We start from the raw sequence: 15,505 nt of genomic DNA, 5'->3' as shown, positions 1-15,505 counted from the left end.
CGCAAGGACGCCGCGTAGAACCCGGGGCGGGGCGGTTTCCACCGCTCCGCCCGGGGCACGCATGAGTAACACCCCGCCCACCGGCGGCACCCCCGTGGGCGCGCCGAAAAGGGGAAAGGACGCGACGCCATGTCGGAAGCCGTCACACGCACCGTCACGACCCCGCCCGGCCTCCTTGCGTCACTGGATCCACTGCTGAGGGAATGGCTGCCGCGACAGCGCTGGTTCGCGGGCAAGGGACACCCCGTCACGGGCTTCTCCCTGGTGGCGGCCACCGAACTGCTGCCGCCCACGGCCAAGCTGGGCCTGTACCACCTGCTGGTGCGCACGCGCCAGCCGCTCCAGCCGGGCGGCCCCGAGCAGCCCGGCGACTGCTACCAGCTGTTCATAGGCGTGCGCGAGGCGCTGCCGCCCCGGCTCGCGCCCGCGCTGATCGGTCATGTGACGCGGGGCCCGCTGGCCGGGCTGACGGTCTACGAGGCCCTGCACGACACCCGGCCCGCCGAGCTGCTCCTGGAGGCCCTGCGCACCCAGGCCCGGATCGGCGGGCTTCGCTTCGAGCGGGACCCGCGCCAGGAGATCCGGTCCGGTCTGGTGCCGCGCCTGATGACCGTCGAGCAGTCGAACTCGTCGGTCGTCTACGGAGATACGTTCATCCTGAAGTTGCTGCGCCGGGTGCTGCCCGGGACCAACCCCGACCTGGAGCTGCCGCTGGCGCTGGCCCGCGAGGGCTGCCCCCGGGTGCCCCCGCCGACGGCCTGGCTGGTCGCGGAGCCCGGGGTGGCGCCCGGCCCACCGCCGACCGAGCCGTACGTCCTGGGGGTGCTCCAGCCGTTCGTGCAGGGCGCGACCGACGGCTGGGAGCTGGCGCTGCGGGAGCTGGCCAAGGGGGAGGACTTCGTCGCCGAGGCGCGGGACCTGGGACGGGTCACCGCCGAGGTGCACACCGCGCTGGCCCGCGCGCTGCCCACGGTCACGCTGGGGCACGCCCAGCTCCGCACCATGGTCGTCGGCATGACCGAGCGGCTCGAGGCGGCCGCGCACGCGGTGCCCGCGCTGCGGCCGTACGCGGACGGGCTGCGCTCGGCGTTCACGGCGCTGGACGACCTGGCCGCCGAGGGCCGCGTCTGGACCGCCCAGCGGGTGCACGGCGACCTGCACCTCGGGCAGTGCCTGCGCTCCCCGGCCGGTGAGTGGTCCCTGATCGACTTCGAGGGGGAACCGGCCCGGCCGCTGGCCGAGCGGCGGATGCCGCAGCCGGTGGTGCGGGACGTGGCCGGCATGCTGCGGTCCTTCGACTACGCGGCGCGTTCGGTGGCCCCGGCACAACCGGACTGGGCCGTGCGGTGCCGGGCGGCGTACTGCTCCGGCTACGCGGAGACGGCCGGCCGGGACCCGCGCACCGATCCGGTGCTGATGCGCGCGTACGAGACCGACAAGGCGGTCTACGAGGTGGTCTACGAGGCCCGGCACCGTCCCCAGTGGCTGCCCGTACCGCTGGCCGCCGTGCACCGGCTCGCCACGACCGACCTGATCTGACCCATCCGACCCGCGTCCAGGAGGCTTCGCCCGTGACCCCCCGCCCCGAGTCCAGCGGTCCGCATCCGGAGCAGCCGGCCGAGCGACGGCCCGCGGCGGCCGAGCCGGCGAAGAAGGCCGCGAAGAAGGCGGCCGCGGCGTCGAAGAAGGCCACGGCCGAGAAGGCAGCGGCCAAGAAGACGGCGGCCCCGAAGACGACGGCCGGGAAGGCGGCGGCCAAGAAGGGGACGGCCGGGGGCCCGGCCGGGCGGACCCCGGCGCCGGAGGAGGCCGTGCGGGACGCCGCCGCCCCGCGCGGGAGGGAGATCGCCGTCTCCCCCGCCGTGGACAGCGCCGACCGGGAGCGGCTGCTGAACGGCACGCACCACGCCCCGCACTCCGTGCTCGGCGCGCATCCGGTGCCCGGCGGGGTCGTCCTGCGGGCGTTCCGGCCGTACGCCCTCGCGGTGACCGTCGTCTCCGGGGGCCTCACCGTCGAGCTGCACGACGACGGCGACGGCTTCTTCTCGGGACTGCTGCCGCTGGGCGGGGTCCCGGCGTACCGGCTGCTCGTCACGTACGAGGGGACGGTGCAGGAGACGGAGGACGCGTACCGCTTCCTGCCCACGCTCGGCGAGTTCGACCTGCACCTGATCGGCGAGGGCCGGCACGAGGAGCTGTGGACGGTCCTCGGCGCGCACCCGATGACCCACCAGGGGGTCACCGGCACCCGGTTCTCGGTGTGGGCGCCGAACGCGCGCGGGGTGCGGGTGGCCGGCACCTTCAACTTCTGGGACGGCACCGGCTTCCCCATGCGCTCGCTGGGCTCGACGGGGGTGTGGGAGCTGTTCGTGCCGGGGATCGGCGAGGGCGAGCTGTACAAGTTCGAGATCACCCGCCCCGACGGCTCGAAGACCCTGCGCGCCGACCCGATGGCCCGCCGTACGGAGGTGCCGCCGGCCACGTCGTCGGTCGTCACGTCCTCCGCGTACGAGTGGGGTGACGCCGAGTGGCTGGAGCGCCGGGCCGAGGCGCCCGCGCACCGGGCGCCGTTCTCCGTGTACGAGGTGCACCTGCCGTCCTGGCGCCCCGGACTGACGTACCGTCAGCTCGCCGAGCAGCTCCCCGCGTACGTCAAGGACCTCGGCTTCACCCACGTGGAGCTGATGCCGGTCGCCGAGCACCCCTTCGGCGGCTCCTGGGGCTATCAGGTCACCGGGTTCTACGCGCCCACCGCGCGCCTGGGCACCCCGGACGACTTCCGGTGCCTGGTCGACGCCCTGCACCGGGCCGGGATCGGCGTGCTGATGGACTGGGTGCCGGCGCACTTCCCGCGCGACGCGTGGGCGCTGGCCGAGTTCGACGGGCGTCCGCTGTACGAGCACGGGGATCCGCTGCGGGCCGCGCACCCCGACTGGGGCACCCTGGAGTTCGACTTCGGGCGGCGCGAGGTGCGCAACTTCCTGGTGGCCAACGCCGTGTACTGGTGCGAGGAGTTCCACATCGACGGGCTGCGGGTGGACGCGGTCGCCTCGATGCTCTACCTCGACTACTCGCGTGAGCCCGGCCAGTGGACGCCGAACGAGCGCGGCGGCCGGGAGAACCTGGACGCGGTGGCGTTCCTGCAGGAGATGAACGCGACCGTGTACCGCAGGGTGCCGGGGGTCGTGACGATCGCGGAGGAGTCCACGGCCTGGGACGGCGTCACCCGGGCCACCCACCACAGGGGCCCCAGCGGCTTCGGCGGGCTCGGGTTCGGGCTGAAGTGGAACATGGGCTGGATGCACGACTCGCTCCAGTACATGAGCCACGACCCGGTCCACCGCCGCCACCACCACGGCGAGATGACCTTCTCGATGGTGTACGCCTACAGCGAGAACTACGTGCTGCCCATCTCCCACGACGAGGTGGTGCACGGCAAGCGGTCCCTGGTGTCGAAGATGCCCGGCGACTGGTGGCAGCAGCGCGCCAGCCTGCGCGCCTACCTGGGCTTCATGTGGGCCCACCCGGGCAAGCAGCTCCTCTTCATGGGCCAGGAGTTCGCGCAGGGCGCCGAGTGGTCGGAGGCGCACGGCCCTGACTGGTGGCTGCTGGACCCGCACTACGGCGCGGAGGCCGACCACCGCGGGGTGCGGGACCTGGTGCGCGACCTCAACACCGTGTACCGGGACACCCCGGCGCTGTGGCGGTGCGACACCGAGCCGTCCGGTTTCCGGTGGGTGACCGGGGACGCGGCCGAGGACAACGTGTTCGCGTTCCTGCGGTACGACGGCGACGGCTCCCCGCTGCTCGCGGTGGCGCACCTGGCCCCGGTGGTCCGGCAGGACTACCGCATCGGGGTCCCCGACGACGTGCCCGCCTGGCGCGAGGTGGTGAACACCGACGCCGGCCGCTACGGCGGCAGTGACGTCACCCGTCCGGACCCGGTCAAACCGGAGCCGCAGGGACGGCACGGGTTCCCGGCGAGCATCCGGCTGACCCTGCCGCCCCTGGCGACCGTCTGGCTGCGCCCGGCCTGACCCCCGGGCCCCCGCTCAGCCCAGGGCGTCGGCCAACGGCTTCGGCAGCGGCTCGGTGTGCAGGACCCCGAGCCGCTGGGTGGCGCGGGTGAGGGCCACGTACAGGTCGCTGGTGCCGTAGCGGGCCGGCTCGACCACGAGGACCGAGTCGAACTCCAGGCCCTTGGCCTGGCGCGGGTCGAGCAGCACCACTCCGTGCGCCAGATCGGGTTCGGCGCCCGCCGTCACCCCGTCGAGGCGGGCGGCCAGGGCACGGTGCAGCTCGCGCGGGGCGATGACGGCGAGGCGGCCCTCGTGGGGGGTGAGCTCCGCGACGGCCCCGGCGACCGCGCCGGGCAGGTCGTCGGTGGCGCGGGCCCAGGGCCGTACGCCCGTGGAGCGCACCGAGCCGGGCGGCTCGAAGCCGGGGTGCTCCGCGCGGCCCACGGCCGCGGCGACGTCCATGATCTCGGCGGGGGTGCGGTAGTTGACGCCGAGCCGGGTGTGCTCCCAGCGGTCCTCGACGTAGGGGGTGAGAATGTCCGCCCAGGAGCCGACACCGGCCGCCTCGGACGTCTGTGCCGGGTCGCCGACCAGGGTCATCGAGCGGGTGGGGCTGCGCCGCATCAGCAGCCGCCACGCCATCGGGGAGAGCTCCTGCGCCTCGTCGACGACGATGTGCCCGAACGCCCAGGTGCGGTCGGCGGCGGCGCGCTCGGCGGCGCTGCGGTGGTCGTCCTCCTCGTGTCGTTCGGCGAAGCGTTCGGCGTCGATGATGTCGTGCGCGGACAGCACCTCGGAGGAGTCCGGGTCGTCCTCCTCCTTGTCCTCGAACTCGAAGGTGCGGGAGGCGTACGAGACGTCCAGGACGCCCTGCGCGAAGGCGATCCGCGTCTGCCGCTCGCGTTCGGCCCGTTCGCGGGTGAGGCGGTCGTCCTCGCCGAGGAGTTCGGCGGCCTCGTCGAGCAGGGGCACGTCGGAGACGGTCCAGTGCCGGGTGACCGGGCGGCGGACGGCGGCGGCGTCCTCGTCGGGCAGATACCCCTCGGGGGCGGCGAGGAAGTCGGCGACCAGGCGCTGCGGGGTGATCCTCGGCCACAACTGGTCGATGGCGGACCGGACCTCGGGGTTGTCGGCGAGTTCGTCGCGGATCTGGGTGATGTCGCTGGGGTCGAGCAGGTTGGAGCCGTCGTAGGGGTCGGTGCCGATGCGTTCGGCGACCATGTCGGTGAGCGCGTTGAGGATGTGGCCCTCGAAGTGCTCCCGGGCCACGTTGTGGGGCAGTTTCGCGGCGCGGGTGCGTTCGCGGGCGACGTTCACCAGGCCGTCGTCGAGCATGAGGATCTCGCGGTCGTGCTCGATCACGATCACCGGGTCGGGCAGCGCCTGCCGGTCGCGCACGACGTCGGCGAGGACGTCGGCCATCTCCGCGCGGCCCTTGACGGCGGCGGCCTCGGGGGTGTCGGTCCGGGTGGTCCTCACACCGGGGTACAGCTCGCCGACGGTCGCCAGGAGGACACCGGTCTCGCCGAGGCTGGGCAGCACCTCGCCGATGTAGCCGAGGAACGCCGGGTTGGGGCCGACGATCAGGACGGCGCGGCGGGCCAGCAGCTCGCGGTGCTCGTAGAGGAGGTAGGCGGCGCGGTGCAGGGCGACGGCGGTCTTGCCGGTGCCGGGGCCGCCCTCGACGACCAGGACCCCGCGGTGCGGGGCGCGGATGATGCGGTCCTGGTCGGCCTGGATGGTGCGCACGATGTCGCCCATGCGGCCGGTGCGCGCGGAGTTCAGCGCGGCGAGCAGCACGGCGTCGCCGGTCGGGTCCTCGTGGCCGGTGCGGGTCTCGTCGCCGAGGTCGAGGACCTCGTCGTGCAGGGCGGTGACCCGGCGGCCCTCGGTGGAGATGTGCCGGCGGCGCCGCAGGCCCATCGTGGTGTGGCCGGTGGCCAGGTAGAACGGGCGGGCCACGTCGGCGCGCCAGTCGATGAGGACGGGCGTGCGTTCGGCGTCGTCGGCGCGCAGGCCGATCCGGCCGATGTGGTGGGTGGCGCCGGAGGCGAGGTCGATCCGGCCGAAGCAGAGGGAGCCGTCCACCGCGTTCAGCGCGGCGAGCAGCCCGGAGCGTTCGGCGACCAGGATGTCCCGCTCCAGCCTGGCCTGCCGGGGGGTGTGACCCTGGGCGAGCGCCTCCGTGACGGACACCTCGGCGTCGCCGCGCAGGGCGTCCACGCGTGCGTACAGTCCGTCGACGAATTGCTGTTCCTGCCGCAATTCGGCGTCCGGAAATTCGGTGTTTGACAATTCCGCTCCCGCCCGGATATACTGTGTTCATTGAGCTTCACCGCGACTCCCTCAAAAACGAAGTCGCGAATCAATGAATATACGCAAAGAAAACCCCCGGGCGCAATTGCCCGGGGGTTTTCTTGTGCCGCGTACCAGGTCAGAGCACGTCCGCCGGCTCCTCGAGGAGCCGCCGCCTGGGCCTGGCCCCCACCATCGACCGCAGCGGCTCCCCGCCGCGGAACACCATGAAGGTCGGCATCGACAGCACCTTGTAGGCGTTGATCGTCTCGGGATTGACGTCCACGTTCAGCTGGACGACTTTCAGCCGGCCCTCCTCCTCGGCGGCCAGCGCGCTCAGCACCGGCGCCATCTGCCGGCACGGCGGACACCAGTCGGCCGTGAACTCCACCAGCACCGGCAGCGCCGACCCGATCACCTCTTCCTCGAAATCCGCGTCCGTGACGTCCGGCACTCCGCTCATCGCAGTTCCCCTCCCAGTTCGCACATCGGCTCCGGACCTCCCGGAACCGCCGCTTCGGCGGCCGGCCCTCCCCCGGTTCCCGGCTTCGCTCGAGCCGGGGGGACCCCCGTCGCGCCGACTCCGCCCGCGCCAGCTGCTCGCCGATCCTCGCCCGTACCGCGCGCAGCTCGCCGATCAGGGCGTCGAGCTCGTCCAGCTTGCGCCGGTAGACCTGGAGCGAGGCGGGACAGGAGTCGCCCTCGGGGTGCCCGGCGCGCAGGCACTCCACGAAGGGCCGGGTGTCCTCCAGGTCGAACCCGAAGTCCTGGAGCGTGCGGATCTGCCGCAGCAGCTTCAGATCGTTCTCGTCGTAGGTCCGGTGTCCTCCCCCAGCTCTCGGCTCCGCTCGAGCCGGGGGGACCCCCACCCGGTGCGCCGCGCGGACAGCAGTCCGCGCGGCTCGTAGTACCGCAGCGTCCGCGTGGTGGTCCCGGCACGCGCGGCCAGTTCGCCGATTCGCATGGGGACGAACGTAAGCCTTGACGTCGGCGTCAGGGCAAGGGCGGACGGGACGAGCGGGACGGAAGGAGCCGAGCGGCCGGACCCACGGGGAAGGGAGTCCGGCCGCTCGGCGGCTGCGGAGGCCCGGATACGGGCGGGCCTCCGGTGACCGGGCGGCTGAGCAACGGGGGGAGTGTCCCAGCCGCCCGGGTCCAGGGGGTGGAGCGTCGGCCGTCAGGCCCTGGCCAGCTCCTTCTCGCCGCCCTTCTCGGGCAGCTCGGCGCGGGGCTCGTCGGCGTCACCGCCGGTGCCGTGGTCGTCGTCCAGCAGCGTCCTCTCGTCGAAGGGGGCGCGGCCGGCCAGGACCTCGTCCACCCGGTCCCGGTCGATCTCCTTGGTCCAGGTGCCGATCAGGACGGTGGCGACGGCGTTGCCCGCGAAGTTGGTGAGGGCGCGGGCCTCGCTCATGAAGCGGTCGATGCCGACGATCAGGCCGATGCCGTCCACCAGGGCCGGCTTGTGCGACTGGAGGCCACCGGCCAGCGTGGCGAGACCGGCGCCGGAGACGCCGGCCGCGCCCTTGGAGGCCACCAGCAGGAAGAGCAGCAGCGGGATCTGCTCGCCGATCGACATCGGCGTGCCCATGGCGTCGGCGATGAACAGCGAGGCCATGGTCATGTAGATCATGGTGCCGTCGAGGTTGAAGGAGTAGCCCGTCGGGACGGTGATGCCGACCACTGGCTTGCTGACGCCCAGGTGCTCCATCTTCGCGATGAGGCGCGGCAGCGCCGACTCCGACGAGGAGGTGGACAGGATCAGCAGGAACTCGCGGCCCAGGTACTTGAAGAGCGAGAAGACGTTCACGCCCGCGACGAGGCGCAGCATCGTGCCCAGCACCAGGAAGACGAACAGGACGCAGGTGACGTAGAAACCGAGCATCAGCACGGCCAGGCTCTTGAGCGCGTCGACGCCGGCCGAACCGGTGACCGCGGCGATGGCGCCGAAGGCGCCGACCGGGGCCGCCCACATGATCATCGCCAGGACGCGGAAGACCAGCCGCTGGATGTGCTCGATGCCGCGCAGGACGGGCTGCCCGGCGGAGCCCATGGCCTGCAGGGCGAAGCCGCAGAGCAGGGCGACCAGCAGGGTCTGCAGGACCTCGCCGGCGGTGAACGCGGAGACGATCGTGGTCGGGATGATCCCCATCAGGAAGTCGACGGTGCTCTTGGCCTCCGCGTCGACCTGCGCCTGACCGGTCTCCTTGACGGCGTCGGTGACCGCGAGGCCCGTGCCCGGGTCCAGGATGTTGCCGACGACCAGGCCGATGGCGAGCGCGACGACCGACATCACCATGAAGTAGCCGAGCGCGATGCCGCCGACCGCGCCGACCTTGGCGGCCTTCCGCACGGAGCCGATGCCCAGCACGATCGTGCAGAAGATGATCGGCGAGATCATCATCTTGATCAGGCTCACGAAGCCGCTGCCGAGCGGCTTCAGCTCGGTCGCGAAGTCGGGAGCGATCAGACCGACGGCGATACCGAGGGCGACCGCGATGATCACCGCGATGTAGAGATAGTGCGTGCGGTCCCGCTTGGCCTTGGGTGCGGCAGGTGCCGTAGCGGTGGTGCTGGTCACGGCGGCCCTCCTTGACGACGTCGTCGGCATCACCGGCGTGCGGCTCACGTCCGGGGGATGGGTTTTAAGGAACGCCGTGACTATGTCGTGCCCTGTGAGCGCGGTCACCCTTCCGTTCATTGAGTTCACCGTGGGCCCCGGAGGCAGACTTGCGGCATGCGCATCCCCCTCCCCCGGCCCCGCAGCCTCGCGGGCCAGCTCTTCGCCATGCAGGCCGTGCTCATCGCGGTGGTCGTGGCCGGGTACGCGCTGTTCACGTACGTCAGCAACCGCGGCCAGGCCGAGCAGGCGGCGGGCCGCCAGGCCACCGCGGTCGCCCGCTCGGTCGCCGACTCCCCTTCCGTACGGCAGGCGATCCGCTCCTTCGCCCCCTCGGCCCGGCTCCAGCCGTACGCGCTGGAGGTGGTGCGCGACACCGACGTCGACTTCGTCACGATCATGGATCCCCGGGGCATCCGCTGGACCCACCCCGACCCGGACCAGATCGGCCTGGTCTTCCAGGGCAACACGGCCCCGGCGCTCCGGGGCCTCACCTTCACCGAGACCTACACCGGCACCCTCGGCCCGTCGGTCCGTGCGGTCACCCCGGTCCGGGACGGCGGCCGGATCACCGGCCTGGTCAGCGCCGGCATAAGGGTCGAGGAGATCAGCCAGCGCGCCCAGGAGCAGCTGACGGCGCTGCTCGCGGTCGCGGCCGGCGCCCTCGGGCTCGGCGCGATCGGCACGTACGTCATCAACGCACGGCTGCGCCGGCACACCCACGGCATGAACGCGACCGAGCTCAGCCACATGCACGACTACCATCAGGCCGCGCTGCACGCCGTGCGCGAGGGGCTGCTGATGCTGGACGGCCAGTACAGGGTGGCGCTGATCAACGACGGCGGCCGGGAGCTGCTGGGCATGACCTCGGAGGAGAACGTGGTGGGCAGGTCGGTGGCGCAGCTGGGGCTGCCCACACCGCTGACGGGTGCGCTGCTGGCCTCCGAGCCCCGGGTGGACGAGGTGCACCTGACGGCGGACCGGGTGCTGGTGGTGAACACCTCACCGGTCACCGGCGGCCAGCGGCGCGGCTCGGTGGTGACCCTGCGGGACGTGACCGAGCTCCAGTCGCTGATGGGCGAGCTGGACTCCGAGCGGGGCTTCACCCAGGCGCTGCGGTCGCAGGCGCACGAGGCGGCGAACCGGCTGCACACCGTGGTCTCGCTGATCGAGCTGGGCCGGGCCGAGGAGGCGGTGGACTTCGCGACGGCCGAGCTGGAACTGGCGCAGGCGCTCACCGACCAGGTGGTGGCGGCGGTGAGCGAGCCGGTCCTCGCGGCGCTGCTGCTCGGCAAGACCGCCCAGGCCAACGAGCGGGGCGTGGAGCTGGTGGTGTCGGACGACAGCCGCCTGGACGACGGCCTGCTCCCGGACACCCTGCCCGCCCGGGACCTGGTCACCATCCTCGGCAACCTGATCGACAACGCCGTGGACGCGGCACAGGGCGGGGTGCGGCCCCGTGTGACGGTGACGGCGCTGACCGGGGAGGACGGCTCGGAGCTGATCCTGCGGGTCTCCGACACCGGTCCCGGGGTGGACCCGGACCACGCGGAGGCGGTCTTCCGGCGCGGCTTCACGACCAAGCCGTCCGGTCCGGGCGGGCGAGGGCTGGGCCTGGCGCTGGTCCGGCAGGCGGCGGGCCGGCACGGCGGGGTGCTGTCGGTGACGTCCGGGAGCCGGGGCGGCGCGGTGTTCGAGGCGCGGCTGCCGCTGCGGGACGCCGCGGTCGTCGCGAAGTCGCCGGGAGGCGCCGTATGAGCGGGACGAGCGCGGGCGGCGGGGAGCCCATCAGAGTACTGGTGGTCGAGGACGACCCGGTGGCCGCCGACGCCCATGTGATGTACGTCGGCCGGGTGCCCGGGTTCGTCGCCGTGGGCAAGGCGCACACCGGGGCGGAGGCGCGGCGGGTCCTGGAGCGCGCCCCCGTCGACCTGCTCCTCCTCGACCTGCACCTGCCGGATGTGCACGGACTCCAGCTGGCGCGCTCGCTGCGGGCGGGCGGCCACCACGCCGACGTGATCGCGGTGACGTCGGCGCGGGATCTGGCGGTCGTGCGGGAGGGGGTGTCGCTCGGGGTCGTGCAGTACGTGCTGAAGCCGTTCACGTTCGCGACCCTGCGGGACCGCCTGGTGCGGTACGCCGAGTTCCGCGCGGCGGTGGGCGAGGCCAGCGGCCAGGACGAGGTGGACCGGGCGCTGGCCGCCCTGCGCGCCCCCGGTCCCGTCGCCCTGCCCAAGGGCCTGAGCGGGCCGACGCTGGAACGGGTGACCGTGGTCCTGCGGGACGCCGGCGAGGGCCTCACCGCCACCGGCGTCGCGAAGGCGGTCGGCATCTCCCGCATCACCGCCCGCCGCTATCTGGAGCACCTGGTCGACGCGGGCCTCGCCGCCCGCCGCCCGCAGTACGGCACGGTGGGGCGCCCGGAGCTGCAGTACCGGTGGGGCACCGGGAACTGAGGCTCACGAGCCCTCTCACCCACCGCGCGGTCATCCGCCGGCCGCCGCACGACGAGGCGTTCCGGGACGGGCCCGGCGGATCGTCGGGCCCTGCCTCTGTGTTCGGCGGCGCATTCTCAGCGCGGCTTCCCGTGACACCCGGTACCGAAGCTGTGTGCCGCCGATCCGGAGCTGCCAGGACAGCCCCCGATCGGCGTCATCGCAGTGTGAGTGAGTACGGGCGGCCCTCAACTGCTCGACGGCTCGGGGCCACCCGCAGGCGACTGCCTGGAAGACCGGCTCCGCCGCACGGTCCACCTCTTGCGGCCCTTCCCCGTCGGGCCCGGCCGCGCACACGCGGTCGGGCCCCGGTCTTCGTGGTCCGCCGGGGCGGACGGCCGTCACTTGAGGTAGACGATGCCGTCGGTGGTGACGGCCGGACGGCCGCTGGTGCCGACGACGACGATCCTGATCGTGTGCTTGGCGCTGCCGCTCCAGGTCCTGGTCCAGATCGCGTCGCGGTACTTGGTGGTGGACGACTTCAGGTCCACGGTGGCGGCCTTCCTGCCGTCCACGTAGATGTGGGCCTGGCCGGAGGTGGCGGCGCGGGAGACGGTCCAGGCGACGGACCGGCCGGTGGAGGTCCAGCTCAGCGAGGCGTTCCTGGAGGAGCTGGTGTACGACTTGCCGCCGAGGTAGCTGGAGGAGGACCTGGTCGTCCACGTCCCGGACCTGGTGGCGGAGCTCTCCTGGAAGACGACCGGGGTGCCGGCGACCGAGGCGGTGGCGGTGTTGCCGGCCCGGTCGTGGACCTTCATCGACCAGGTGGTGGCGGAGCCGGACCTGGCGGTGTGGTGGGCGCTGGTGGTCGTGGGTCCGTAGGTCCTGGCGGTCGGGGCGGTGAGCCGGACCTCCTTCAGCGCGACGCCGTCGGTGGCCTTCCACTTCAGCGTCAGCGGAACGGCGGCGGTGTTGACCGTGCCGGTGCGCAGGGCCAGGTTCGGCTTGGTGGTGAAGGCGGGGACGGTGGTCTCGGCGACGACGGTCGCGGCCGCCGTGGTGGTCGTCCTGTCCGACTGGTGGACGGCGCGGACGGCGACCCGGTGGGTGCCGGCGGCCAGGGTGGCCTTGGCGGAGGTGGCGGTGCCGGCGGCGGTGGCCACGGCCTCGCCGTCCACCAGGAGTTCGTACTTCGCGATGAGCGCGGCCGGGATGGTGGCCGACCAGTTCACCGTGACGGCGGCCCTGGTGTAGGTGGTCGTTCCGGAGGTGCCGGCGCCGGTGACGGACTTCAGGGTGAGACCGGAGACCGGTCCGCCCGCCCGGGCGCGGACGGTGGCGAGCTTGTCGTAGAAGGCGTCACCGGGGCACTGGGTGTTGTAGCCGTCGCGGTGGCCGTGGATGGCGGGCAGGGTCAGCCGGCCGCCCTTGGCCCAGGTCTTCCCGGAGTGGCTGCGGCCGCTGTCGCCCGCGGTGAGGGTGGCGGTGGAAGTGGGGTCGACGCCGTACTGGCCGAGCTTCCACGCGGCGATCCGGGCGACGGAGGTCATGGCGGCCGTGGAGGGCGCGGTGGAGGTGTAGGTGCCCAGCACGGCTATGCCGGTGGTCTCGCTGTTGAAGCCGTAGGCGTGGGCGCCCATCACCGGCCGGTCGACTCCGCCCTTGCGGCCCTCGTAGACCGTGCCGCACTTGTCGACCAGGAAGTTGTAGCCCAGGTCTTTCCAGCCCAGCTGCTTCACGTGGTATGCGTAGATGCCGCGCACCACGGCCGGGCCCTGGGTGCAGGTGTAGTCGTTGGACTCGGCGGTGTGGTGCACCACGACTGCCTTGATCTCCCCGCCGGGCAGGTAGCTCGGCTCCTCCGGGCTGATCGACTCGTCCGCGCCCCAGGCGGCGCGGGTGGTGATCCGCGGGCTCGGCGCGGTGGACGGCGGCGCGGGCGGGACGCTCACCGAGGGGCCGGGGGAGGCGGTGGGTGAGGAGGAGGTGTCCGGGGCGGACGGCGGGACGGGGGCCGACGGCTCGGTCACCGAGGGCTGAGGCGCCGAGGGCTCGGAAGGGGACGGCTCGGGCGGCGTCCCGGAGGCGGGAGTCTCCGGGGCGGCGGCGTCCGGCTGCGGCTCGGTGCCGGTCTCCGGCTCGGTGACCGAGGGGGTGGGCCCCTCGCTCTCCTCGGCCCCCTCGGCCACGTACGGGATCTGCTCACCGGAACGAGGACGGAGCGACAACGGACACCCCGACGACCGCATGGGCTCCCGGAACGTCCCGAGCACGCCCGCGGATCACACCGGCGCACCGGGAAACCCCAAGGTCCCCGAGGGAGTCAAGCCGGTTCGAGGAGCATTTCGCCTCATCGGTAGCCTGCATCACCATGATGCGCGCTTCGCCTACCTGCGCCAACGCACGTCACCGCGAACGTTCTGACCTCCGCAGCGAGAAGGGCATCCGCCGGGGCGAACACCCCCTCGCACCCGCAGCCTGACCGAACCCGTGACGTGGCAGGCACGACAAGCTGTCTCTCAGCCTTCCCGAGGTCCGACTGGGCCAGCTGTCCGGGCGCCTGAATCCTTGCGTGCCGAGAGCAGGAGCAGAACCACGGCGGCGGCGATGAACCCGAAGCCGACGCTGCTGCAGGCCATGACCGTCTCGAATGAGGCGTCGGCGATCCGGGGGGTGCCGTTGACGAGTATGAAGGCGTAGATGCACAGAATGCCGTAGGCGCGAAGCCGCATCCCGGCTTGTCGCTTGCGCATCCACGGCGGCGTCCATCCTGCCAGTATCGCCACCGGCACCGGCAGCATGAGCGCCGTGGACACTGCCAGCGTTGTCCAGTGGTACAGCGGATTGCCGTTCACTCCGCCCCCTTCGTAGGTGATCACCAGCCTACGGAGGGGTGGCGAGGCCCGTCCATGCCGAACACCGCGAGCTTCCGGCGGACCGATCCGGTCGGAGCGCTAGAAGACCGACTCCGCCTCGTCCATCCGGTCCTTCGGGACCGTCTTCAGCTCGGTGACCGCCTCCGCCAGCGGCACCATCACGATGTCGGTCCCCCGCAGCGAGGTCATCCTGCCGAACTCGCCCTGGTGCGCCGCCTCCACCGCGTGCCAGCCGAAGCGGGTGGCGAGGACGCGGTCGTACGCCGTCGGCACGCCGCCGCGCTGGACGTGGCCGAGGATGACCGGCTTGGCCTCCTTGCCCAGCCGCCGCTCCAGCTCGTACGCCAGGGCCGTGCCGATGCCCTGGAAGCGCTCGTGGCCGAACTTGTCGATCTCGCCCTTGCCGTAGTCCATGGTTCCGTCGGCCGGGTGCGCGCCCTCGGCGACGCAGATCACCGCGAACTTCTTGCCGCGGGCGAAGCGTTCCTCGACCATCTTGACCAACTGGACCGGGTCGAAGGGACGTTCGGGCAGGCAGATGCCGTGGGCGCCGGCGGCCATGCCGGACTCCAGGGCGATCCAGCCCGCGTGCCGGCCCATGACCTCGACGACCATCACGCGCTGGTGCGACTCGGCGGTGGTCTTGAGGCGGTCCATCGCCTCCGTGGCGACGCCGACCGCCGTGTCGAAGCCGAAGGTGCGGTCGGTGGAGGAGATGTCGTTGTCGATCGTCTTCGGGACGCCGACCACCGGCAGGCCCGCCTCCGACAGCATGTGCGCCGCGGTGAGCGTGCCCTCGCCGCCGATCGGGATCAGCGCGTCGATACCGAAGTCGCGGATCATGTCGGAGGCGTTCTCACAGGCCTCGCGGAGCCGGTCGCGCTCCAGCCGGGAGGAGCCCAGTATGGTGCCGCCCCGGGCCAGGATGCCGCTGACCGCGTCGAGGTCGAGCGGGCGGTAGCGGCCGTCGAGCAGGCCGGAGTAGCCGTCCTCGAACCCGATGACCTCGTCGCCGTAGTTGTCGACCGCCCGGTGCACGACCGACCGGATCACTGCGTTCAGTCCAGGGCAGTCGCCGCCTGCGGTGAGTACTCCTATGCGCATGGTGCCGTGTCTCCTGGTCGCTGTCGGTACCGGTGAGCCAGTCCCGATTGTTTCACGTCCCCCCGGGCGCCGCCGACACCGTACGGGCGGGCGTCCTAGCCAGCGTCGGAGGTATTGTCAAGAGGGGTTCGCTCACCTGGGTGGGCGATTTTTACGGCC

10 protein-coding genes and 1 pseudogene are annotated in these 15,505 nt (G+C 72.5%); 4 read left to right on the top strand and 7 right to left on the bottom strand.

Annotated elements, in window-relative coordinates; genetic code table 11:
- Positions 1-129: 129 nt before the first annotated feature.
- Positions 130-1,539 carry a maltokinase N-terminal cap-like domain-containing protein gene (locus tag KYY02_RS04080; protein WP_371236003.1) on the top strand — a complete coding sequence of 470 codons (1,410 nt, stop codon included), beginning with the start codon at positions 130-132 and terminating at the stop codon, positions 1,537-1,539.
- Positions 1,540-1,571: 32 nt separating this feature from the next.
- A complete protein-coding gene (glgB, locus tag KYY02_RS04075) occupies positions 1,572-4,037 on the top strand; it encodes a 1,4-alpha-glucan branching enzyme (protein ID WP_371236002.1) in 2,466 nt (821 codons plus the stop codon).
- A gap of 15 nt (positions 4,038-4,052) precedes the next feature.
- Here glgB and KYY02_RS04070 read toward each other — a convergent pair whose 3' ends face one another.
- The 4 genes and pseudogenes from KYY02_RS04070 to KYY02_RS04055 form a co-directional block, all read right to left on the bottom strand.
- Positions 4,053-6,284 (bottom strand): HelD family protein, encoded by a 2,232-nt coding sequence (locus KYY02_RS04070; protein WP_371236018.1) that lies wholly within the window; start codon positions 6,282-6,284, stop codon positions 4,053-4,055.
- A 169-nt stretch (positions 6,285-6,453) separates the two neighbouring features.
- Positions 6,454-6,777: a thioredoxin family protein gene (locus KYY02_RS04065; protein WP_371236001.1), complete on the bottom strand. Its 324-nt coding sequence runs from the start codon at positions 6,775-6,777 to the stop codon at positions 6,454-6,456.
- A pseudogene (locus KYY02_RS04060) lies at positions 6,774-7,278 on the bottom strand (MerR family transcriptional regulator). The gene KYY02_RS04065 and the pseudogene KYY02_RS04060 overlap by 4 nt, the downstream one beginning before the upstream one ends.
- A 213-nt stretch (positions 7,279-7,491) precedes the next feature.
- Positions 7,492-8,892, bottom strand: coding sequence for a cation:dicarboxylate symporter family transporter (locus tag KYY02_RS04055; protein WP_371236000.1), 1,401 nt, complete (start codon positions 8,890-8,892; stop codon positions 7,492-7,494).
- A gap of 156 nt (positions 8,893-9,048) precedes the next feature.
- On the opposite strand from KYY02_RS04055, the gene KYY02_RS04050 reads away from it, so the two are divergent.
- Positions 9,049-10,689, top strand: coding sequence for a sensor histidine kinase (locus KYY02_RS04050; protein ID WP_371235999.1), 1,641 nt, complete (start codon positions 9,049-9,051; stop codon positions 10,687-10,689).
- The gene (locus KYY02_RS04045; RefSeq protein ID WP_371235998.1) at positions 10,686-11,387 is read left to right on the top strand and encodes a response regulator; all 702 of its coding nucleotides are present in this window, start codon (positions 10,686-10,688) and stop codon (positions 11,385-11,387) included. Before KYY02_RS04050 ends, KYY02_RS04045 begins: the two co-directional genes overlap by 4 nt.
- Positions 11,388-11,767: 380 nt before the next feature.
- Here KYY02_RS04045 and KYY02_RS04040 read toward each other — a convergent pair whose 3' ends face one another.
- The 3 genes from KYY02_RS04040 to KYY02_RS04030 all read right to left on the bottom strand — a co-directional run bounded on the left by KYY02_RS04040 (position 11,768) and on the right by KYY02_RS04030 (position 15,346).
- Positions 11,768-13,615 (bottom strand): peptidoglycan recognition protein family protein, encoded by a 1,848-nt coding sequence (locus KYY02_RS04040; protein ID WP_371236017.1) that lies wholly within the window; start codon positions 13,613-13,615, stop codon positions 11,768-11,770.
- A gap of 270 nt (positions 13,616-13,885) precedes the next feature.
- Positions 13,886-14,245 carry a hypothetical protein gene (locus KYY02_RS04035; protein WP_371235997.1) on the bottom strand — a complete coding sequence of 120 codons (360 nt, stop codon included), beginning with the start codon at positions 14,243-14,245 and terminating at the stop codon, positions 13,886-13,888.
- 75 nt (positions 14,246-14,320) lie between these two features.
- Positions 14,321-15,346, bottom strand: a complete 1,026-nt coding sequence (locus KYY02_RS04030; protein ID WP_371235996.1) for an ATP-dependent 6-phosphofructokinase — start codon at positions 15,344-15,346, stop codon at positions 14,321-14,323.
- Between the last annotated feature and the right edge of the window lie 159 nt (positions 15,347-15,505).

Source organism: Streptomyces pimonensis (assembly GCF_041380215.1).
GTDB lineage: Bacteria > Actinomycetota > Actinomycetes > Streptomycetales > Streptomycetaceae > Streptomyces > Streptomyces pimonensis.
Note: the sequence above shows the minus strand (reverse complement) of the source record. Positions and strands in the feature narration are given on the sequence as shown.